Raw genomic sequence first — 23,280 nt, 5'->3', positions numbered from 1 at the left:
CAAACCTAGTAGATGTTAAGCAATAATCAAATACCCTTGCGTCAAATTTGATTTTGTCAAAAAATAATGGGTAGTTTGCGACTTCTTTTGAAGTTTTTTTAGTTATATGACTTAAAAAAGCCTTAAAAACGCTTAAATATTGCTTATTTATTTGTTAAACCGTCAGTGGTACAATAAATTTAGCACCTTGTAATTTTTGGAAATCAGCAACTAACTCAGTAGACAGTAATAGTTAATGAAGCGATTGAAATTCATCACTGGTATATTTGCTATATCAGCTATCTCCTTCTCCGTACTCACCGGTTGTCAGAGTAATGCCGCCAGAAAAAAGGCCGCCAATAAGAAAAAAACAGATAGCGTATATACTATAGGGCTCACCGACCAAGAAAAAGCTGCTATCCTGAATGATCCACGTACGAAGCGGATGCAACAGGATCTGGCTACCTTTTATAATACCAGGCTACTTCGTTCCGGTTTTAATGGTGCGATACTGGTTGCCCGCAAGGGGGTTGTTATTTTTGAAGAATATAAAGGGGTGGAAAACTTCAAAACCAAGCAGCCGCTTACTGATAGTTCTTCTTTTCAGCTGGCTTCTGTGTCGAAGACCTTTACCGGTATGGCTACGTTATGGCTGATGGAGCAGCAGAAATTGAAGCTGGACGATACGATACAACAGTATTTCCCGGATTTCCCTTATATGGGTATCACTATACGTATGTTATTGAACCACCGGAGCGGGTTACCTAATTACCTGTATTTCTGCGATAGCCTGGTCAAGGATAAAAAACAGTTTTTAACTAATGAGGAGATCATCCGGTTGATGACTGCTCATAAGCCACCGCTGGCGCATCAGCCGGGCACGCATTTCCAATATTGTAATACCAATTATATGCTGCTGGCTGCTATCATTGAAAAGGTCAGTGGTCAGCCTTATGCTACTTTTATGGAGCAGACCTTTTTTGCTCCATTGGGTATGGGTAATACGTTCGTCTATGATCCTACCCGTGCTCCCCGCCCCCATCAGACGGTTAGTCACAAGTACAACGGACAGGCGGAGCCGGATACGAACCTAGACGGTGTAGAGGGAGATAAAGGCATTTACAGTACGGTGCAGGATATGCTGAAATGGGATCAGGCGCTGTATTCAGGTAAGTTGTTGAAGCCGGAAACTTTAAAAGAGGCGTATACCCCTTACAGCAATGAAAAGCCTGGTATCCGTAATTATGGATTGGGATGGAGACTGATGATATATCCTGACAGCACTAAGATCGTATATCACAATGGCTGGTGGCGTGGCAACAATACCGTATTCTACCGCTTTATACAGGACTCTTCCACATTGATTATATTAGGTAACAAGTACAACAGGGGCATTTACCAGGCGGTAAAGCCTATCCATGAGATTATGGGGCACGGTGCAGGAGAAGAAGCCGGGGAGGAATAATAATCCGATCCTGTGTCATGTCGTAGCGGAGGATTTTTCTTCTACCCCATGTTTCCTGTTGGGTAATACATTTTCTTTCGTCCAATCGATTTTACCGGTAAATGTATGTTGACGTACGGGACATTCAAACAGCTGGCAGTAATGGCAGCAGGAAGGAATGCAAGGGTCAGCGTGTATAAAGAGTTCCGTTTCGCCGGAGGTGATCTCCTGGTTGACCAGGTGTTCTATGGCCTTTAATTCGTCATGGGCATCGACCAGTTCCATATAATAAGGTAATGTGACATGGCAATCTATGTGATAATTGTTGCCATATTGTTGTACCCGCATGTTATGTACATCTATCCAGCTTTTCCGGCGATTCTTTGACAAAATGTCGATCACCTGTTCTACCATCTGCATATCTGTTTCATCCATCAGGCCGGAGATGGAACGACGGAGCAGCTGATATCCTTTCCGCAGGATAAGCAGTCCCATCAGCAAAGAGATTGCGGGATCCATCCAGACCCATCCGGTATAGCGGATTATCAGCAACGCGGCTATAAGTCCGGCGCTGCTATAGACATCGGTCATGATATGCTGGCCATTACCAGAGATGGTGATGGAACGTAACTTCTTGCCGGAGCGTACCAGAAAAAGTCCCAGCAACAGGTTGGCCAAGGTGGTGATTGCGATAAGTATGAGCCCCTGCCCCATTTCGTGCAGCGGCTGAGGTGTAATAAAAAACTGGATGGCTTTAAAAAGTATCAGGCAACCTGCGATAAAGATCATGGCCCCTTCAAAGCCGATGGAGAAGAATTCGACTTTCCCGTGACCATAGGGATGGTTTTCATCTTTGGGCTTACTAGCCAGGTAGATACTGTAGCAGGCAAAGGCGCCAGCGACCACGTTAATGATCGATTCGAGGGCGTCTGACAGGATAGCTACGGAGTGGGTTAAAAAATAGGCGGCAAACTTTACCCCTGTAAGCAGCAAACTTACGATCAGTGATATAAATATTACGCGTAGCTCTTTTTGTAGCAAGGTGCAGGTTTGAGTGGTTGCAAAAGGCAAAGTTGCTGTAAAATGTGTAAATGCAGAAATGTATATTATTGCTTGATTGTTATCAATATACGCCTGCAATTGTGTTACAGTACTTCTAGCTAATATCGTGGTGCCATAACCAGGTATTAACCCCTATGTCACGCATTTTGTTTGGTTGTGTTCCCTATTGGGGGCACATGAACCCCACCATCGCCGTCGCTCAGCAACTTATCAAAATGGGACACACGGTCGCGTACGCGTGCCATCCCGACATGAAGGAAGGTTTGGATAAGGCAGGTATACCTGCTATAGACAAATATGCTTTCGGTAATCTGTTTGCTGTCACCAGTAAGTTAACACATGACAAACGTGCTGCACGTAAAGAAGGTAAGAAATGGAAAAGTGAGCTGGAACAGGACACAACCAATTTCATCAGTCTTATACGGGAATGGCAGCCGGATGTATGTGTAATGGATGTCATTTTTATGCCTGGCATCATTGCGGCGGAAGCCTGTAACATTCCTTTGGCCATCAGTTGTCCTTACCCATTCATACAACTTCCCAGTAAAGATTTACTTCCCAATGGCTTTGGATTTGCTTCTTATCAGAAGCGGCCTGGTTTCTTAAGCGGATTAATCCTGTTACTTGCCGGCTTGTTTACCCGGGTGGTGACGGGGCCGATCAATGACGTGCGTGTTAAGGCAGGGCTTGCCCCTACTTACCGGCCCTTTGGAGATGTAGGGGATCTTCATTTTACCTACACGACGGCGGCATTTGATTTTGAGCGGTCAGACCTGCCCAGGCAGGTGTATTATCTTGGTCCTTCGGTAAGTAAGGAGCTGGCCGGTGCGGATGTTGACTTCCCCTGGGAATGGCTGGACGGGCGTCCGCTGATATATTGTACCATGGGCACGATACATAGTAAGCCTGCCGTGTTCAAAAAGATCATCGCGGCCAGCCGTAATGCGCCCTGGCAGATCGTACTGGCGGTGACCCGGCAGATAGACACTGCTCTGTTCGAGGAAGTGCCGGAAAATGTGCTCATCAGGAACTTTGTACCACAATCTACACTACTCCGTAAAGCTTCCCTTGTTATTTGTGCGGCGAATGGTAATACGACGAATGAATCCCTGTTATTGGGTCTTCCTCTTCTTATGTTACCACAGGTCAGTGATCATTTTGATGCGGCCCAACGTGCCGTAGAGGCGGGTGTAGCTTTAAGAATTGATCCCCCTGCACTTACAGTCGCCAAGGCGCGCAGGGCTATTGAGCGATTATTAAATGAACCAGGTTTTCGGGAGCAAGCCTTGGCGCTATCTCTTGATTTCAAAAAATGTAATGCTCCGCTGGCGGCAGCCGGTTTACTGGAGAAACTAGCCCAATTGAAGCGGCCTTTATTGCGGCCTGTACAGGTGTCACCTACGCTCTACAGTAAGGATCTGGACCAGGTTTTAGCACTACTTAACTAGCGACCCTGTATATGGCCACATTCCTGTGAATGTTAATCTTAAAAGCCATATAATGTCACGTATACTTTTTGGTTGTGTCCCTTTCTGGGGGCATCTAAATCCTACCATAGCCGTTGCGCAGCAATTGATAGCAAGAGGTCATACTGTTGCCTACGCCTGTCACCCTGAGATGCAGCCGGCATTGGATAAAGCAGGGATTCCGTTCATAGCAGACTATGCATTTTGCGAGGTATTTGTGCATCTGAACAAGATCGTCGCGACTGCCAGTTTGCTGACTGTCCGGAAAGAATTAAAGAAGTGGAATGTTTCTTTGTCTGAGTTACCGGTTGCCGGTCTGGAGGAGGATACCCGGCGATTTATGACGCTCATAGCGGAATGGCAGCCGGATGTGTGTGTTTTTGATGCGGCTTTTCTGCCCGGATTGATGGCTGCGGAGGCGTCACAGACGACCTACGTCAGCAGTTGTGCCTTCCCCTGCAGTCAGTTGCCCAGTAAGGATCTGCTACCTAACGGCTATGGCTTTCCCTCTTACCAGAAAAGACCGGGATTCGGAGATACGCTGAAGCTGATCATTGCCGGTATGTTTGCCAAACCGATCAACCGTAAGCTCAACCGTGTGCGTACTGTGTTTGGCCTGCCACCGGCGCAGCCTATGTCTTATGTAGGCTGCATGTATATGATCTACACGACTACCTTATTCGACTTCAAACGAAGTGACCTGCCTGCACAGGTCTACTACCTGGGTCCTTCTTTCAGCAAGGAACAGATGGGAGCTGACACTCCGTTTCCCTGGGAATGGCTGGATGGCCGGCCGCTGGTATATTTTACTATGGGTACTTTTTTCAACAAGAAAAAGGTATTTGACAAAGTGATAGCTGCCAGTAAGGATGCGCCCTGGCAAATCGTGATCAGTGTGTCTAAAAACCTCTCTTTGGATCTCTGGCAGGAGTTGCCTGAAAATGTATTACTACGGAATTTCGTACCTCAGTCTGCGTTATTGGAGAAGGTAGACCTGGTAGCCTGTGCCGGTGGTGTGAATACCACTACTGAATCGTTGCTAAAAGGTTTACCGTTGCTGGTATTGCCGCAAGCCAGGGATCACTTTGATGCTGCGCAACGGGTAGTGGAAGCAGGAGCAGGCATTCGTATTGATCCGGCACAGGTAAGTGTCGTTAACATCCGTAAAGCCATTACCCGGTTATTAGACGAACCTGGTTACCGGCAGCAAGCCGGTGTGATCGCCCGGGATTACCTGCAATGTGATGCGCCGCTGGCCGCCGCCTGTCTGATAGAAAAAGTAGCTTACCGTAAAGCCCCTTTGTTACGACCTGATAATGTTGAACCCACTGTTTACCGCGCTGATATTAACCGTGTACTTCAAATGATATAAATAAAAACAAATCTTATGGCCCGTATCCTGTTCGGATGTGTACCCTTTTGGGGCCACATTAACCCTACCATTGCTGTTGCCCAGAAGCTAATCGAACTGGGGCATACGGTGACGTATGCTTGTCACTCTGAAATGAGGGGAGCATTTGACAAAGCCGGAATCCCTTTTGTTGAAAACTATGAGTTTTGCGATCTGTTTGTCAAGCTGAATCAAATGGTAAGTTCTCATACTATGTCGGACCTTCGTAAGGAGTTAAAAAAGGCTAATGAGAAGCTGCTGCATATCCCGGCGGCGCAACTGGAGCCTAATGTCAATGACTTTGTACGCTTGATCGACGAATGGCAGCCGGATGTATGCGTGTTTGACATTTTCTTTCTGCCCGGTCGGCTGGCGGCAGAGGTCCGGGGTATCCCCTTTGTATTCAGTTGCTGTGCGATGTCTTTGATGTTACCCAGTAAAGACCTGTTACCGGTAGGTTATGGCTTTCCTTCTTACAGGAAGCGTCCGGACCTGCACGGCGCCATTAAGTTATTATTATCAGGTTGGTTTGCCAACAAATTGCTGCGTTACATCAACTCCATACGCGCCCGGTTCTCCCTGAAGCCGCAGGGGCATGTAGGCCAGGAGCCAGGTTATCTGTATATCAATTACAGTACGCCGGCGCTGGATTTCAAACGATCTGACCTGCCGTCACAAGTATATTATCTGGGGCCATCTATCAGTAAGGACCAATATGGTGCTGATACGGAGTTTCCCTGGGATTGGCTGGATGGGCGGCCGCTGGTATATGTTACGATGGGAACATTTTTCACCAAGAAGAAAGTTTTCGACCAGGTGATCGCTGCCAGTAAAGGGGCGTCCTGGCAGGTGGTAATGAGTGTGACCAAACATATGGACGTATCTCAATGGCAGGACATACCTGACAACGTGTTGATCCGGAATTTCGTGCCGCAATCGAAGCTGATGAAAAAAGTGTCTGCGGTGGTATGTGCCGGTGGAAGTAATACGACAACAGAGGCGCTATTGTTAGGTATCCCGTTGCTGGTGATGCCGCAGGCTACGGATCATTTTGACAATGCTCAGCGTGTAGTGGAAGCGAAGGCTGGTTTCCGGCTGGACCCGAAGCAATTATCGGTGAAGAAGATCCGGCATGCGATCACGAAAATGTTGATTGATCCTTCTTATCGTCGTCATGCCCGGGAGATTGCTGCAGATTATGAAAAATGTGATGCGCCGTTGGCAGGAGCGCAGTTGGTATTGAAGCTAGCGGAAAAAAAGCAACCGCTTTACCGTCCTTCACATATAGGCCCTACTATTTACAAGGATAATATGAACGAAGTACTGGCCAGCATTTAACACTATCCTTGTATTTTTGCAGGACGATGGATTTAAGACAAGCCATATTGCAGGAACATTCCCGTGCCCAGTGTTTGCTCATTACGAAGTGGGTAGGTCGGGACAGTAATCGTCTGGCCGTATTGCTGGCCTTATTTATGGAAGATGAATACCGGGTGGTGCAGCGGGCGGCCTGGATTATCAGTATGATCGCCCAGGAGCATCCGGATATGTTGGCACCGCATTTACCCAAGATGGTGCAACGGATGCAGGAGGACGGGGTGCCGGTGGCTGTCAAACGTAATGTGACGCGGGTATTGCAATATTTACCTATTCCGGAGGCGTTACATGATCCGGTGATGGATACCTGTTTTATGTTGCTGGAGGATGTGCAGGAGACGATCGCGGTGCGTTGTTTTGCGATGACGGTATTAGCCCGGCTGGCGAAGGCTTATCCGGACATATCGCGGTCTATCCGGCTGATCATTGAGGATACTTTACAGCAAGGTGCTTCGCCGGCTTTCCGTAGCCGTGCGCGTAAGGTATTGAAGGAATTGGACTGATAACAAACATCCAGATATCGGTCAGATATCAGCATAAAAAAGCCCGGAACATGGTATTCCGGGCTTTTTCTATTTGTAGTAAGTATACTTCCGAAGGAAGACAGGTCTATTCTTCTGACTTAGGTTCAGCGGGTGCTGCAGGTTTGGGCTCTGCAGGAGTGGCTGGCTTAGGTTCGCGAGGTTCTCTCGGTTCTTTGGCTTCGCGAGGTTCTTTACTACCACTGCCTTCTTTCTTTTTGGCGGCTTTGGGTGCAAAGATGGCGATCATCCGTTTACCTTCCATGGTCGGCATTCCTTCGAGGGCACCTACTTCTGCGAGTCTTTCTGCGAATTTAAGGAGGATCAGCTCACCACGTTCTTTGAACATGATTGCACGCCCTTTGAACTGTACGTAGGTCTTTACTTTGTTGCCATCTTTAAGGAATTTTTCCGCATGTTTGGCTTTGAAGTCGAAGTCATGATCATCGGTGTTGGGCGTAAAGCGAATTTCTTTCACTTCGCTTTTGTGCGCCTTCGCCTTCATTTCTTTTTCCTTCTTCTTCTTTTCGTAAAGGAATTTATTATAGTCGATGATGCGACAAACGGGAGGGGCTGCATTAGGGGAGATCTCCACCAGGTCGAGTCCTTGTTCTTCCGCCATACGCAGGGCTTCTTCAGTTCTGTAGACACCAACTTCAATATTCTCTCCTACCAGTCTTACTTCAGGAACACGGATCATTCTGTTGGTGCGGTGCTCCTGTTGTTGTTCTCTTCTAAAGTTCGGGTTGCGTCCCCGGTTGTTAAAATTTGGTTTGGGTCTTGGTTGCATTAATAAAAATAAGAATTACTAAATATTATTTGTTTAAGGTCCGGATACGGACGAGACCAATGTGAAAATACGAAATAGAAAATTAAAAAACAGACACTTGTAAAAGTAACACAGTCTTGTCAACTGTCAAACTTTTTATGTGTTCATTTTCCACCAGTTATTCCCATCACACGATCTGTTAGTGGTTTACCTTCAGCACGTTATTCAAACGGTTTACGATTAATCACTTCATCCTGCACCAGGCTGATGAACTGGTCTATTTCCATGGCGCCGAGGTCCCCTTTTGCTTGTCTGCGTACGGCTACTTTATTGTCAGCCGCTTCTTTTTCGCCCAGGACGAGCATATAAGGTACTTTGGCCAGTTCTGCTTCCCGTATCTTTTTACCGATCTTTTCGCTTCTTTCGTCAATCTCAGCGCGAATTTCCGCTTTTTTTAACAATTCGGCCACTTTTTCTGCGTAAGCCTGGCTTTTATCGCTGATGGGCAGGATCTTGACCTGGGTAGGTGTGAGCCAGAGGGGGAACTTACCGGCACAGTGTTCGATCAGTACGGCGATGAAGCGCTCGAGGGAGCCGAACGGTGCGCGGTGGATCATTACGGGGCGGTGCTTCTGGTTGTCGGCGCCGATGTATTCCAGTTCGAAACGTTCGGGCAGGTTATAGTCCACCTGAATGGTACCGAGCTGCCATTTGCGACCCAGTGCATCTTTTACCATAAAGTCCAGTTTTGGACCATAGAAAGCTGCCTCTCCATATTCCACGACTGTTTTCAGGCCTTTTTCGGTGGCAGATTCGATAATGGCCTGTTCTGCGAGGTTCCAATTTTCGTCGCTACCGATGTATTTGCTGCGGTCTTCCTGGTCACGCAGGGAGATCTGTGCTACATAGTCTTTAAAATCGAGGCTGGAGAACACGTACAGCACCAGGTCTATCACTTTCATGAACTCTTCTTTCACCTGATCGGGGCGGCAGAAGAGGTGGGCATCATCCTGGGTAAATCCGCGTACGCGGGTCAAGCCATGCAGTTCACCATGTTGTTCGTAGCGGTACACGGTACCAAACTCTGCGAAACGTACCGGCAGGTCTTTGTAAGACTTGGGGGATGCTTTATATATTTCACAGTGGTGTGGGCAGTTCATGGGTTTGAGCATGAATTCCTCTCCTTCTTCCGGTGTATGGATGGCCTGGAAGCTATCTTTCCCATATTTTTCGTAGTGGCCGGAGGTGATATACAGGTTTTTGTTACCTATATGTGGTGTTACCACCGGCAGGTATCCGCTTTCTAACTGAGCGCGTTGCATAAAGGACTGTAGGCGTTCGCGCAGCATGGCTCCTTTGGGCAGCCATAATGGCAATCCTAATCCTACTTTCTCGGAGAAGGTGAACAGTTCCAGTTCTTTACCCAGCTTGCGGTGATCGCGTTTTTTGGCTTCTTCCAGCAATGTCAGGTATTCGTCCAGTTCTTTCTGGCTAGGGAAGGTAATGCCATAGATGCGGGTCAGCATCTTGTTTTTCTCATTACCTCTCCAATAGGCGCCTGCGATATTGGTGAGTTTGATGGCTTTGATAAAGCCAGTGCCCGGGATGTGGGGTCCCCGGCAAAGGTCGGTAAAGCCACCCTGTGTGTAAAAAGTGATGGTACCATCCTGGAGGTCGTTGATCAGTTCCAGTTTATACTCGTCGCCTTTTTCTGTAAAAAATTGCAGGGCATCCGCTTTGCTGACTTCTTTACGCAGATACTCGTTATTCTGTTTGGCCAGTTCGACCATTTTGGTTTCGAGCTGACGCAGGTCGTCATCGGAAATAGTGCGGCCGCCAAGGTCGATATCGTAATAGAAACCATTTTCGATAGCGGGTCCTATACCGAATTTCACTCCCGGATACAATGCTTCCAATGCTTCAGCCAGCAAGTGTGCGGAGGAGTGCCACATCGTCGCTTTACCATCCGTATCTACCCACGTCAGTAACTGTAAGGTGCTGTCTTGCGTGATGGGGCGGGTGGCATCTACCACCTGTCCGTTCACTTTTGCAGACAATACTTTTCTCGCCAGTCCTTCGCTGATGGACTTGGCGACATCTAATGCAGTTACTCCTGATTCATACTGTCGAACTGCGCCATCCGGAAATGTAATATTGATCATAAATTTTAACGATTGGCAACCGGCTCCTTACCGGCGGCTTTATATCCAAAATAAAATGTTTGCGAAGTTAATAATTAGTTTTCAGTTTACAGCGCACTGTTAATTGCAATACAATTGAATATGCATGCAAGAAGTATATGCTGTAGCTGGTATGGGCTATGGGTAAACAAGTGATAACCTAAAAAAGTGGCTGGTACCATCGTCATTATCGGCTACCAGCACCAGCTGGCATTGGTCTGTACCTGGTACAAGGCATACAGATTCGATCTTTTGCTGATGAAATATGGGGGAAACGGAGGTCAGGGGCAACAGATAATCTGCCTGTACGACAGCGGCCCTGATTGCCTCTTTTGCCTGATAGATGATTCCCAGCATGCTCTCTCCTATTTCGCCGTCGTCGTAGGTACTGGCGGTCGTTTCTGTCGAGGTGGTGAAGAAGAGCCAGTCTTTTTCCGGCCAGTAACACATGCCGGATATTCCGGCGAATTCTTTTCCATATGGCAGATGCAGGGCTGTGATGAGTAAGGTGCTGTTATTTCCTTCGGGGGATGGTTGCCATATATGCGGGGGCGCACAAAGGATCAGGTGATTCTCACGGGATCCGGTATGGCCTCTGTTGGCCAGCAACAAACCATCTGGTAAGGTTGCTGCGGCTTCGATGTTCAATTCCCGGATGCCCCGGGCTACCAGTTGGGCATAGAAGGAGGTTAAGGCAAACTGTTCTACTATGGGACTTCCGTCTGACCAGTGGATGACGGCGGCAAAGTCCCGTTGCGGGGACAGGGAGCCGGAACCCAGCAGGAGTAATATAGGGTTACTGTCGTCGTCTTCCAGTACGGTGATGGCCTCCCAGTCCTGTTTTTCTGCTTTGGGCAGGCGTTCGCCATCATTATCCCGCAGGCGGATATTACCGGCAGGGCGCCATTGCTCATCGAGGCAATACACCATAGTGGCTTCGTCTCCAGTTATATAGAACCTATGATGCAGATACTCTATACCGGAAGCGGCGGGAATTTCTTTAAAATGCCTGTCTTCTATCAGTTTTAAGTGGATATTGTCGATCATATGTCTATAAATATAAGCTATCTGCCAGGAGTATGCGCCACCCGTATCCGGTGAAAGGATAAATTTAACACCCGGCGGCGGCAAACGCATGTCAGTTGTTTCCCATCAGAATTTAAAGTTCCAGGTGACGGAGGGGATGATGGGAAAGAGGGATACCTGTTTGGGTTTTATCTGCAAGCTGCCTTGCAGGACACCACCTTTCTGATCGAAATAGAGGAAATAAGGGTTCAGATGATTATAGACATTATAGACGGAGAAGACCCAGTTACTACGTAAGCGCCGGTTGGGTTTGCGGGGTTGCGGGGTGTAGGTAGCGGAAAGGTCCAGCCGGTGATAGGGGCCCATCCGGTAGCCATTGATATCGCCATATTCCTGTACGAGGTTGCCCTCGATGAAGTAAAATTTTTCGGGAAGCGAAGTCGTATTTCCTGAGCCAAATATGAAGACTCCGGAGAGGCTCCATCTTTTGCTGAGCGCGTAGTTTGCGACAACTGACAAATCATGCCGGCGGTCATATTTCGCGGGGAACTGACGGCCTTCATTGAGATCGGGGAACTGGCGCCAGGACCAGGCCAGGGTATATCCTATCCAACCGGTAAGTTTTCCTTTGGTTTTATTGAACAGGAATTCGGCGCCATAGGCCCAGCCTTTGCCGAACACGAAATCTTCTTCGGGGTCTTTCAGGGAGGGGGTATATCCTTTCCGGTATTCGATCTGGTTCTTCATGTCTTTGTAATACAATTCCACGGAAGCTTCATAGGTATTGTTGTGCAGGTTGCGGAAGTATCCCAGGGCGTACTGCCAGGCAATCTGTGGTTTGACGCCCAGCGAACTGGGTACCCAGAGGTCGGTAGGTAGTGTGGTACCGGCGTTGCTGACGAGGTGGATGAACTGGTGAGCGCGGGAGACACCCAACTTGAGTGCATTTTTGCCATTCCAGGTGTATCGTAATGCCATCCTGGGCTCCAGTCCTCCATATGCCCTAACACGTTCTCCATTGCCATATACGGTGCTGTCGGTCTTTTTCCCACCGGCGTCTCTGCTGTAGCGGGTATAGGGGCCGACCTGCAGGAAACCGCTGTAGCGAAGTCCTATATTCATTTTAAACGACGGAGATATTTCCCAGTCGTCCATGATATAGGCGGCAGCTTCGTGTGCATATTTGACGGCAGCATTTTCGGGATTCAACAAGGTCTTTTTCTGGCTGGCGGTCAGCGATGAAGGTGTAAAGCGATGATAGATATAGTTACCTCCGAGCCGGATGTGGTGTCGTGGATCGAGGTAGTAGTCCAGGTCCAGTTTGACATTATAATCCCTGATGCCGGATGCCATGCGGATATCGAAGGTATTCTGACGCCCATTGAAAGCGAACTTGTAATCGTTATATATCAGGGAGAGATTGGCAAACAATCTTCTGCTGAATACGTGGTTCCACCGCAGGGTGGCGGTGGTATTTCCCCAGGGTATCTGTATGCCGAAGCCACGGGTATTGCTACGGAAGGTGAATTTATCCTGCCCGAAGTATCCGCTGAGGTATAAGCGATCTTTATCGGAAAAGGTGTAGTTGGCTTTCAGGTTGAGATCGTAGAAATAATATCCGGAGCCATTGAAGGAGCTGCTTTTGCCGGCGAAGGGTTTTACGAGCAAGTCGACGTAGGTACGTCTGCCGGAGACGATAAAGGAGGATCTGTTCTTTTTGATGGGACCTTGTATGGACAAGCGGGAAGCGATCAATCCGATGCCCCCTTCGGTTTGAAATTCCTGGTTATTACCATCTTTCATGGTCACCTCGACGACGGAAGACAGGCGTCCACCGTAATTAGCAGGCATCCCTCCTTTTATCAACGTGGTGCTGCTGATGACATCTGCGTTAAATACGGAGAAGAAACCGAACAGGTGGCCGGTATTATAGACTGGTGCTTCGTCGAGCAGGATCAGGTTTTGATCCGGCCCACCTCCTCTGACGTAAAACCCGGCGTTGCCTTCGCCGGCAGCTTGTACACCTGGCATGAGCTGTAAGGCTCTCAGTACGTCCACCTCTCCCACCAGTGCCGGTAGCTTTTTCACCTCGCTGGTACTCATCTTAATACGGCCCATGTCGGTACTTTGTACCTGTTCGTCCTTTCGTTTTTCGGTGACGACAAATTCCCTTGTCTGGATGGAGGCGGGCGCGAGCCGGACATTAAGATGGAGGTCTTTTTTAAGCTCGATGTGTTGTTGTTGTTCCCGGAAGCCGAGGAAACTGCAAACCAATATATAGCTACCCTTGGGAAGGGTCAGCGAGAAAAAGCCGTAGGCGTTGGTTTGAACGCCTTTGTCGGATCCTTTAATAAAGATGGTAGCGCCGGGGAGGGATTCTCCATTGGTGCTGTCCCGTGCATATCCACTGATCGTCACCCTTTGCTGGGCGGATGCGGTTATGGAGGACATTAACAGACAAAACAGGATCACACATGACGGCATTGTGCCGAAATTAGCAGATAGTAACCGGGTCATAAACGATTTGCAACTGTTAGCGGCAATAGGGCAAACAGGTTATAATAAATGATATGGTCTTCTTACTCACACGGGCAAAAAAGGACAGCTGATAAGGATAGTAAATTTGCTACTTACTGAAGGACTATTGCATTCCTTAGCGGAAAGATAGCACTTTTTCTGTTATTCTGCCTCTTACCCAATATGACCTTTTCTTTAATTAGTATGCAGCGGGGATGCAGACATGACAATTAGGGTTGCAGGGGTAATGTGATGAAATATTGAGCCACAGAGATGTAAAAATAAAGATCACCGGAAGCCGGGGAAATATGCTGTAATATTGCTATTATAGCACCTGGAAAAATTTGACCTATACCATATAGCATTGCGAGCAGTATACATCCCCACGTTTGATACATGCCTTTATCATTTCTGTATGCGTGTCAGTCAGCCAAACTATTATCAACAATCCTACATCTATGAAAAGATTATTATTTACACTATTGGTTAGTGCTATTGCACACGGCATTTATGCGCAATCTGCCGAGCCGCCTCACTTTCGTTTTACCCTGAATGGTGGTTACAGTTATCGGTTAGGTAAGATACCGGAGAGTTTTCCTGCGGAGACCAAAAACTATCTGAAGAAATTGAAATCCGGGTTTAATATCAGTGCGGACGCTTTATATTATTTCAATGAAGCGTTGGGAGTGGGCGCCAAATACAGTCGCTTTCAGCGTAACCATAGTGCTGTAACGACCATCAACTATGGTGGAGGTACGATGCGTACAAATGTAGCTGATAATATTTCCATCAACTTTATCGCAGCTACTTTTGCTACCCGGGTGTTCAACTTTAAAAAGACCAATTCCTTCCATGCCAACATATCTATTGGTTACCTCGGTTACAAGGACAAAGGCTTTGTATACCGTGACCATATGACCCTTACGGGAGGAACGGTAGGTTTTGGATGGGATCTGGGCTATGACATCCGTATTACCCGTAAGCTTTCTGCCGGTGCGCAGGCTTCCCTGATCACGGGAAAGCTCAGCAGCGTAACGCAGGAGAATGCGTCCGGCAGGACAACGATAGCACTAAAAGACGATCGGAAGGAGAACCTTTCTCATGTGAACCTATCTTTGGGATTAAGGCTCAATCTCTAATTCATGGAGGTATATTCTATAAAAAATCCCTGGAGTAATTCCAGGGATTTTTTATTTCGTAACTACTTCAATATGTCCACCCTTCTTAAAAAGATCGTGTGATACAAAGTACCCCCGGATTGATTTCCCGTTCACTTTAATATCCTTCAGCATCCTGGACGTTCCTTTATGTGTGATCGTGAGTAGCTTACCTGTGTTTGTTCGCCATTTCACTTCATCGAACAATGGTACTGAAACCAGGTATTCCGGATCGGTGGCCGAAAAGGTGTACAGCCCCACGGCACTTAGTACGTACCAGGCTGACATCTCCCCTGCATCATCCATTCCGCAGAGTGCAATGTCCGGGTTGCCGATGCCATAGAAGGTATTGAGGATGGTATCAATTATTTGCTGGGATTTCTCTGGTTTATTGATAAAATAGTAAGAGAAAGGCGCTTCATGATCCGGCTGGTTACCATGGCAATACTGACCAATAAAACTTTCTACATTGCGGGCAATGTATTGCGGATTCCATGGGATGGTGAAAAGGGAGTCGAGCTTGGATTCGAAGGCGGCGGGGCCTCCGTAGAGGGATATTAGTCCTGGCATATCATGCGGTGCGAAGAAAGATATCTGCCATGCATTGGCTTCCCGGTACATATATTCGTAGTATGGATATTGTGGATTAAAAGAAGTAATCCAGCTGCCATCTGCCAGGCGGCCACGCATAAAACGGGTACCCGGGTCGAACATGTTCCGGTAATTTTGGGAGCGGGCCATCAGTATACGGTAGTTAGCAGTATCTCCAAGCTTTTTGGCTATTTGGGCCAGGGAATAGTCGTCGTATGCGTATTCCAGGGTTTTGGACACGCCGGCAGCTGCCTTCGTTTCTACGTGTGGGTTAGGAACATCCGGGTCAGCGATATATCCCTTTTCGATATATTCCCTGATGTGTGCGCGGGCACCCGGCTCCATATTGGCATTTCTCAGCAATAATTTATAGGTGGCAGCTATGTCGAAGTTGTCAATACCTCTCAGATAAGCGCCGGCAATGGAGGAAGCCCCATGGTCGCCATGGAAGAAGGTAGGAATAAAGCCCGTCTTCTCTCCTACGTCTTTCATAGATTTAATTACATCCAATGCCACGTCGGGGGAAATCAGTCCTAATAGAACATCCTTGTTCCGGTAAGTATCCCAAAGAGAGGGTTCTGTATAATAGTTAAAGTCGGCCTTTACCACCTGGCCTTTGGCATCTGTATATTCTTTATTTACGTCGCTGCGGAGTGCGGGCCAGAGCAGGGAACGGTACAGGCTGGAGTAAAGCATCGTTTGCTGTTTTTCCGTGCCTCCTTTCAGTTGGATGGCCGACAAGGTTTTTTCCCATATCTGCGTAGCCTCGTTGCGAACGGTTTCAAAGCGCTTGCTGTTAATTTCCTTTTCGAGGTTTTGTTTGGCATTGGCGATGCTTACATAGGAGATACCGATCTTTAATTCTACCGGATTATTGCCATCTGCCAGTTGTACGATTGCGTAACCCGTCTGCTGCCCCTCCTCTACTTTGTCAAGTTTTGCGATGGGTGTATTCAGTTCTGCATAAAAGTATACGCGTTCTCCGGGTTGTTGATATCCCTGAATAGTATGATCATTTACCTGTTCTATTTTCCATTCCCTGATCCGGTTATTGGATTTAGCCAGGTCGAAGAGTATCTGGCGGTCTTTACTGTTGGTATATTCATATTTATGATAACCGGCTCTCAATGTTGAGGTCAGTTGAACGTTTACTTTGTAGTCGTCCAGGTAGACCTGGTAGTAGCCTGGTGCGGCCTGTTCGTTTTGATGACGGAACCTGGATTTAAATGGTTTGCTGGCATTTGACAACGGCATTAATGGGATATTACAGAGATTCCAATGGCCTTTGTTGGTATGCGTGAATCCTAATATGGTATCATCTTCATACTCATAACCAGCGCCTGATCCGTATTTCGTGATCGGGCTCAGCTGTACCATCGCATTGGGAAGTGCGCTACCCGGGAAGGTCAAACCCGACCAGGGGCGCCAGTCTTTGGGAGGTTCATACCCGATGATTTTAGGGTCTGTTACGGCTAAGGTGCCAATAAAGGTGTTAACATACCGGGTGTATTGCGTTTTTTTGCTGTCCTACACTGATATTAACGCTGACAGTGGCCAGCAATAAGGCTCCCGATAATTGTATGAACGATTTCATAACGCGGAATATTTAGTTGCTAAAACGTTTAAATATAGTAAATGAAGTTTGTAAATTATATGCAATTATGAGGAGGGCGTAACAGGATAATGGGGTGGAGTGCGATGTGCGTTAATGAAGATGTTTTGTACCCTGTCTTTTGCGGTGTCTGCGTCAGCGTTGTGTCGTAGTAAAAGGCTGCTATCTTTTTATCCTTAAAATAAAGAGGACGTCTCGGCGGTGAGGCGTCCTCTTTGTTAGGATCGTATTGCTGATTATCAGTAGTGTAAGGTATCTGTTACTTCTCCGCAGTGGAGCATTTTATCGCCGAAGTACGGGTTGAGTACTTCGGTGGTATCGCTGAGCCAGTAGGCCCCTTTGTTATTGAATGCCATGGGACAATATTGGCGGTAGATGGTTTTTCCTTTGATCCCGGTTGTTTTGACCAGGTCAAAGAGGAGGTCGGAGATCATTTCGAAGGAGGCGCGTTTGTTGTCCAGTGTTTTTTCGAGGAGGAGTCCTGCTACTTCGGCGCTGATGCTGCCGGTATTTTCCCGGATGACGGACAGGCGGCTGGAGTCTACCTGGAGGAGGCCGAGGGGGAGGCTATCGAGGTGTTGCCGGAGGGTGAGGGCGGCGGCATTGGCGGCATTGGTATCTGCTTTCACCAGGGCGCTGCTGAGGGTATAATAATCTGCTATGACGAGTTGGAGGCTATCGTAAAACACGTCGGCATAGGGCGCTTTCAGTATGGTAGTATCGGCGGCAGAGTTGTCTGCCGGGGCTGGCTGTTGCTGGCAGGCTATGGCGGCCATCAGCCACAGGGCGAGCAGGCATCTGCTGGCTATTTTAGTCATATCGTTCTCTATTTTGGGCAAATATAGCGGAATATGCATTAGTGTGACCCTGGGGTAAAAGCTGTTGTCCGTTGATTATCGGCTAAATAAATGCTAACTTTGCCCCCTTTAATCAATTTCACATAAAGTTGTTTTATGCTGTTAGCGTTGCAGGATATAACGTTTGAGTTTGGTGCAAGGACTATTATCGAGGATTCTTCCTGGCATATTGTGCCTGGTGACCGTGTGGGGCTTATTGGCCTGAACGGGACCGGTAAGTCTACCTTGCTGCGGATCATCAACGGTGAATATTCTATCTCTAAGGGGAGTATCAATAAAATCAAAAACCTTTCTATCGGGTTCTTTAACCAGGATCTTTTAAGTTTTGAGACGGACGCTAACATCCTGGATGTGGGGATGATGGCATTTGGGGAGGCTCTTAAGCTGGAGAAGGATATTGAGCGTATCACGCATGAGCTGGAGCATAGCCAGACGGAGGAATTGCTGCATGAATTCAGTGACAAGCTGCATGCTTTTGAGGCCCTGGACGGTTATAATATCCGGCATCGGACGGCCACCGTGCTGGAGGGGTTGGGTTTCAGTACGAAAGACCTGGAGCGTCCCTACAGTGAGTTTTCCGGAGGATGGCGTATGCGGGTGCTGCTGGCGAGATTGATATTACAGCAACCTGATGTATTGATGCTGGATGAACCGACGAACCACCTGGATCTACCCTCTATTGAATGGCTGGAGAAGTATTTGCAGAACTATAACGGAGCGGTGATTATCGTATCGCACGACCGGTTCTTCCTGGATAAGATGGTGAACAAGATCGTGGAGTTATACCAACTGCAGTTGCATCATTATGCCGGTAACTATGAGGACTATGAGCGGGAGAAGGATCTTCGCCGGGAGATGCAGCAGCGGGCTTATGAGAACCAGCAGGAGTATATCCGTCAGCAGGAGCGGTTTATAGAACGATTTAAGGCGAAGGCCAGTAAGGCGGCCCAGGCCCAGAGTGCGATGAAGCGTCTGGACAGGCTGGAGCGCGTGGAGCAGGCCGACAGTGGTCCTTCCAAGATCCGGATCAACTTCAGTGTGGACAAGATGCCTGGTAAGATACTTTGTACTTTACAGGATGTTTCCAAAAACTTTGGCGACAATGTCATTTTAAAACATACGGGTGCGGAGATCAACCGGGGTGACAAGGTGGCCCTGATCGGTGCCAACGGTAAAGGTAAATCTACCCTGCTGCGTATCATTGCGGGTACGGAACCTATGAGCGGAGAGCGTATCCCGGGGCATAACGTGGTAACCAGCTTTTATGCCCAGCATCAGCTGGAGAGCCTGCAGCTGGACAATGAGATACTGGAGGAGTTGAAAAGCTGTGGCAGTGGCCGCTCTGAGATGGAATTACGTTCTTTGCTGGGATGTTTCCTTTTCACCGGTGATGATGTGTTCAAAAAGATCCGTATCCTGTCGGGAGGTGAGAAAGCGCGGGTGGCTTTAGCTAAAACTATCATCAGCCAGGCTAACTTCCTGCTGTTGGATGAGCCGACGAACCACCTGGATATGAATTCCGTACAGATGCTGATCGATGCGTTGAGTAAATATGAGGGCTCTCTGGTCCTGGTATCGCATGACCGTTATTTTGTGAGTCAGACGGCTAATAAGATCTGGGAGATTGTAGACGGTGAGATCAAGGAATTCAAGGGTACGTACGGAGAGTGGGAAGAATGGAAGAAGAGGCAGTTGGCCAACCAACAAGCTGCAGCCGCGGCGCAGGCAGCGGAAGCCAAAAGGGAAAATCAACCTGCGGCCAAGTCAGCCGCCTCTACACCTGCTGCTACACCTAAAGGCGCCATCAATAAAGAAGTACAGCGTGAGTTGCAGAAACAGCAGAAGCAGTTTCAGCAGATAGAGGGACAGCTGGCCAGCCTGAATGCACGTAAGGCAGGGTTAGAAGCACAGATGGGAGATCCGGCTATTTACGGCGACAAACAACGTTTTAAGCAAACCGAGGATGAGTACCAGGAAGTGAAAAAATTCCTTGAGCGTACCAATCAGCAATATGAGCAGGTATTTGATAAAATCATGAAACTGGAAGCTGAGATGAGCAACTAGTCAGATCATTCATAATATATTTCGGCAAAGCGCCGTCTCTATAAAGAGACGGCGCTTTGTCATTAGAGGGTTATTATCTTGATAACAAACTGTTAACAGGTAACTCCGACGTATATACCAAAACATTCATTAATTTAGTTTTTAATTCTAGAGGAGCACAACCAAATTGCGAATTCATATTTCCCTTACCTGAGTAACCGTTTCTCTATACATGATAGTAGGCAAATATCTGTCATCATTTATTCGATGCTTTCGAGAGTCAAGTATCACATTCTATAGGTAAATATCAAGGGTCCGTAGGGCGTATTGCCATTACGATCCAGTTTTCGTGTATCACGCCGTTATTATCCGTGTACCGTGTTCCATTGTCATTATCCACGTATGCATATGCAGGACATTCCAATCGAAATTAGTTTTTAGCCCTCTTTGAAATCTATACTTATGCGAATATATATCACGGTAAAGCAGCTGTTGGTAGTGGCTGTATTCATTATTACAAGTAGCGGGCCGGCGGTGGCTCAAGATGCGGAAGGTGCAGCATCTATTAATACGGGCAGTAATATGGCCGGATTTAGGAGAGCAAATGACGATGACAAATACAGGTCACCCGTTATTTTCGGTATCCAGGGTTTCTGGGGGAAGTCAAAGATCAATGATCTAAAGACGACTATCATGCCTGAGCCATTTTTCATTCACTATGATATGGATGAATTGGAGCGGCCTACCTGGGGACTGGGTATGTTTGTTAATTACCGTGACGACGAGCATCCTGTATTTGGTGGTCAGCTGGAGTTAGGCTTTTCGCAGCAAGGTAGCCGGTTGTTCTTCCAAAACTATGATAAGCAATTTAACTATACGATGGACTTCCGGTATAATTATTTTGGCGGGGCACTGCTGGGGCAGATATATCCTTTTTCCTACGGGCAAACGCTCTGTGGTTTAAAATTTGGGGGAGGTTTGCAAGTAGATGGCGTCCTTGGTTCGGAGAATATCTTTTATAAAGCGGACGGTCCGGGATATGACCGGACGCTGTTTGGCGCGGATGAGGAACAACAGGAGCAATTGCGGAATGTGATAAAGGGCAAGTTGAATATTGGTGTGGTGGCTAACATAGGATATGAATTCCCTGCAATATTAAATGTGATACGTTTAGCCGTAGATGTGCGCTATGTATTCAGCACCAATGATGTTGTGGCTACCCATGCCAATTCTTATAATTTCATCGACAATTATAATAATAGTAACTCCTGGCAGATAAGGACCTTCATCTACTTTAAAACCAAAAAGGACGATTAGTCTTTTATTAACCCCTCATCGATGAAAGTTATTCCTATATTATTAGGGTTACTCTTGCAGGTAACCGTTACACTCCATGCACAATCTATTTCTCCCGGAGGGATCAAGGCACCGTTCCGGTGGTATATTGCGGATACGGCGCTTATGCCGGCGGTGTTCAAGGCGGTGGGGATGGCCAGTGACAGTATGCCCGTATTGCAGGATGTATCTGTAAAAGCCGGGAATCTGAATGGGCATCCTGCCCTATTTTTTGCCGAAAAGAGTAAGATACGGCTGCCGTTGGATACACATCGCCTGCATGAAGCCTGCTATTTTACGGTGTATCAGTCTGCTCATCCTTCGGCAGAGCAGGTGATCTGGCATACTGCCAAAGATGAGCGGACGGGGCTGGTACTTACGACCAGCCGGATGGCGGACCTGGAGGATCTCCGGTATCTTAACTACCGCGATGTGGTACCTCAGCAGGCCAAGGTAAGCGCCTATATACAACATAAAAACATTGACAGCATACCACCGGTAAGGCAATACCTGGAGATAGGGCCACGCCCTTCCCAACCTGCTATCCCGGTCCAGTCTTTTACGGGTATGATCCCGGAGTTGGTCATTTATAACCGGGCATTAGCGGATCGCGAATTATTACGTGTCAACTCTTATCTCTGTCTTAAGTACGGTATTACGCTGGGAGAGCCGGATGGTATCTATCTCAACAGCCAGGAGGAAAAGATATGGGAGGGGCTCTCCTACCCTTCCTATCATCATAATGTGGCGGGTATTATCCGTGATGATTCGAGTGGTTTGCATCTACGGCAATCCGGCAGTAGTAATACACCGGGGCTGCTCACCATCAGGGCAACCGATTCTCTTTTTAATGGCTATTCCCTGGTATGGGGTGATAATGATAAGCTGCTGGTGCCAGCGGCTCCTGTTGCGGGCATACCGACGTTGCTCGAGAAACAATGGTTGATGGTGCAATACGGTACCACGGATACCTTCCATACGGATATCACATTGGATGCCAAGGCAATTGATGCGCCATTGCCGGCGAAGCCGGTATATTGGATGGTGGTAGATGAGAGTGGCACCGGGGATTTTACCCTTGCTGCTACCAGGTATTACAGGATGTCAGGGATCAGTCCGCAACAGGTGGTTCACTTTAAAAGTATTCCCTGGGTCAAAAATAAGGAGGGCAAAGTCTATTTCGCATTTATTGCTGCCGGAGCGCTGCTGGTATCGAGCCATATCAAGTCGCCCGAATGCCAAAGCGGATCATCCGGAAGTATCCGCATAAAAATATCGGGCGGGACATTTCCCTGCCGGATACGTTTAAAAAGAGACGGTGGGGGTGTCATCGCGGAGCGGGATGTATATGCCAGTGAGGATTTGACTATTGCAGGGATCAGTGCCGGACAATACCAACTGGAAGCTACGGATGCGTTGCGACACCGGTATACGGATGTCTTTGCGGTCAGCAACCAGGATAGTCCGGTGCCCGGTGCGGTACAATCAAGTTACTATTTGCTGCCCGGACAGCGTCAGTCTGTTAACGCAGCGGAAGGCATGCCTGCCGGCCTGCAATATGAATGGAAGGGACCTAATGGTTTTTATGCACAGCGCCCGGACGTACAGCTTACCCACGCAGGCCTATATACGCTTAAATGTGGCAAGGACGGTTGTTTTCACTATAAAACCGTGACTATACGTACGCCGCCCAAAAATATATTTGAGCGGATCCTGGTATATCCGAACCCTTCATACGATGGCGACTTTAATGCCCGGCTATCCCTTGATAAGCCGGCCAACGTGGTGATGCAGATATTTTCGGGGGATGGTCACCTGGTGAAGGAAAGGCGGCTGGATGGATATGCCAATTATTCTTTTGCTGATCACATTGACGGCAGCGGATTGTTTTACCTGACCTTCAGATCGGGTTTATCTATTTCCACGCAGCAGATCATTATTCAACGATAGTTAT

Annotated in this window: 16 protein-coding genes; 9 read left to right on the top strand and 7 right to left on the bottom strand. The window is 47.7% G+C overall.

Going from position 1 to position 23,280, the window contains the following annotated elements; genetic code table 11:
* The first annotated feature begins 235 nt into the window (after nt 1-235).
* The gene (locus KTO58_RS09075; RefSeq protein ID WP_095839677.1) at nt 236-1,444 is read left to right on the top strand and encodes a serine hydrolase domain-containing protein; all 1,209 of its coding nucleotides are present in this window, start codon (nt 236-238) and stop codon (nt 1,442-1,444) included.
* Between the two features lie 15 nt (nt 1,445-1,459).
* Here the strand turns inward: KTO58_RS09075 and KTO58_RS09070 are convergent, their stop codons facing one another.
* Nucleotides 1,460-2,464, bottom strand: a complete 1,005-nt coding sequence (locus KTO58_RS09070) for a cation diffusion facilitator family transporter (RefSeq protein WP_095839678.1) — start codon at nt 2,462-2,464, stop codon at nt 1,460-1,462.
* Between the two features lie 155 nt (nt 2,465-2,619).
* Here KTO58_RS09070 and KTO58_RS09065 point away from each other — a divergent pair, with 155 nt between their 5' ends.
* The 4 genes from KTO58_RS09065 to KTO58_RS09050 are packed head-to-tail and all read left to right on the top strand — an operon-like array spanning nt 2,620 to nt 7,221.
* Nucleotides 2,620-3,933 carry a glycosyltransferase gene (locus KTO58_RS09065; RefSeq protein WP_095839679.1) on the top strand — a complete coding sequence of 438 codons (1,314 nt, stop codon included), beginning with the start codon at nt 2,620-2,622 and terminating at the stop codon, nt 3,931-3,933.
* A gap of 52 nt (nt 3,934-3,985) precedes the next feature.
* Nucleotides 3,986-5,323, top strand: a complete 1,338-nt coding sequence (locus KTO58_RS09060; protein WP_095839680.1) for a glycosyltransferase — start codon at nt 3,986-3,988, stop codon at nt 5,321-5,323.
* A gap of 15 nt (nt 5,324-5,338) precedes the next feature.
* Nucleotides 5,339-6,679: a glycosyltransferase gene (locus tag KTO58_RS09055; RefSeq protein ID WP_095839681.1), complete on the top strand. Its 1,341-nt coding sequence runs from the start codon at nt 5,339-5,341 to the stop codon at nt 6,677-6,679.
* Nucleotides 6,680-6,705: 26 nt separating this feature from the next.
* Complete coding sequence (locus KTO58_RS09050) at nt 6,706-7,221, top strand: HEAT-like fold family protein (protein WP_095839682.1); 516 nt, start codon at nt 6,706-6,708, stop codon at nt 7,219-7,221.
* Between the two features lie 106 nt (nt 7,222-7,327).
* Here KTO58_RS09050 and infC read toward each other — a convergent pair whose 3' ends face one another.
* The 4 genes from infC to KTO58_RS09030 form a co-directional block, all read right to left on the bottom strand.
* Nucleotides 7,328-8,029 (bottom strand): translation initiation factor IF-3, encoded by a 702-nt coding sequence (gene infC, locus KTO58_RS09045; protein ID WP_095839683.1) that lies wholly within the window; start codon nt 8,027-8,029, stop codon nt 7,328-7,330.
* 200 nt (nt 8,030-8,229) lie between these two features.
* Nucleotides 8,230-10,170 carry a threonine--tRNA ligase gene (gene thrS / locus KTO58_RS09040; protein WP_095839684.1) on the bottom strand — a complete coding sequence of 647 codons (1,941 nt, stop codon included), beginning with the start codon at nt 10,168-10,170 and terminating at the stop codon, nt 8,230-8,232.
* A gap of 156 nt (nt 10,171-10,326) precedes the next feature.
* Nucleotides 10,327-11,235 carry a DUF6929 family protein gene (locus tag KTO58_RS09035; protein WP_157753064.1) on the bottom strand — a complete coding sequence of 303 codons (909 nt, stop codon included), beginning with the start codon at nt 11,233-11,235 and terminating at the stop codon, nt 10,327-10,329.
* A gap of 105 nt (nt 11,236-11,340) precedes the next feature.
* On the bottom strand, nt 11,341-13,665 hold the full coding sequence (locus KTO58_RS09030) for a TonB-dependent receptor (protein WP_225860151.1): 2,325 nt from the start codon (nt 13,663-13,665) through the stop codon (nt 11,341-11,343).
* Between the two features lie 524 nt (nt 13,666-14,189).
* On the opposite strand from KTO58_RS09030, the gene KTO58_RS09025 reads away from it, so the two are divergent.
* Nucleotides 14,190-14,870, top strand: coding sequence for a hypothetical protein (locus KTO58_RS09025; RefSeq protein WP_095839687.1), 681 nt, complete (start codon nt 14,190-14,192; stop codon nt 14,868-14,870).
* A gap of 51 nt (nt 14,871-14,921) precedes the next feature.
* On the opposite strand, the gene KTO58_RS09020 is transcribed toward KTO58_RS09025, so the two are convergent.
* The gene (locus tag KTO58_RS09020) at nt 14,922-16,934 is read right to left on the bottom strand and encodes a GH92 family glycosyl hydrolase (RefSeq protein WP_255614435.1); all 2,013 of its coding nucleotides are present in this window, start codon (nt 16,932-16,934) and stop codon (nt 14,922-14,924) included.
* A gap of 396 nt (nt 16,935-17,330) precedes the next feature.
* Entirely contained in the window at nt 17,331-17,909 is a 579-nt protein-coding gene (locus KTO58_RS09015; protein WP_157753065.1) for a DUF3347 domain-containing protein, read from the bottom strand.
* A gap of 135 nt (nt 17,910-18,044) precedes the next feature.
* On the opposite strand from KTO58_RS09015, the gene KTO58_RS09010 reads away from it, so the two are divergent.
* The 3 genes from KTO58_RS09010 to KTO58_RS09000 all read left to right on the top strand — a co-directional run bounded on the left by KTO58_RS09010 (nt 18,045) and on the right by KTO58_RS09000 (nt 23,276).
* A complete protein-coding gene (locus KTO58_RS09010; protein ID WP_095839690.1) occupies nt 18,045-20,012 on the top strand; it encodes an ABC-F family ATP-binding cassette domain-containing protein in 1,968 nt (655 codons plus the stop codon).
* 441 nt (nt 20,013-20,453) lie between these two features.
* On the top strand, nt 20,454-21,308 hold the full coding sequence (locus tag KTO58_RS09005; protein ID WP_095839691.1) for a porin family protein: 855 nt from the start codon (nt 20,454-20,456) through the stop codon (nt 21,306-21,308).
* Between the two features lie 21 nt (nt 21,309-21,329).
* Nucleotides 21,330-23,276 (top strand): T9SS type A sorting domain-containing protein, encoded by a 1,947-nt coding sequence (locus KTO58_RS09000; RefSeq protein WP_095839692.1) that lies wholly within the window; start codon nt 21,330-21,332, stop codon nt 23,274-23,276.
* The last annotated feature ends 4 nt before the right edge of the window (nt 23,277-23,280 follow it).

The sequence above is a fragment of the Chitinophaga pendula genome, from assembly GCF_020386615.1.
In the GTDB taxonomy this organism is placed as follows: Bacteria; Bacteroidota; Bacteroidia; order Chitinophagales; family Chitinophagaceae; genus Chitinophaga; species Chitinophaga pendula.
Note: the sequence above shows the minus strand (reverse complement) of the source record. Positions and strands in the feature narration are given on the sequence as shown.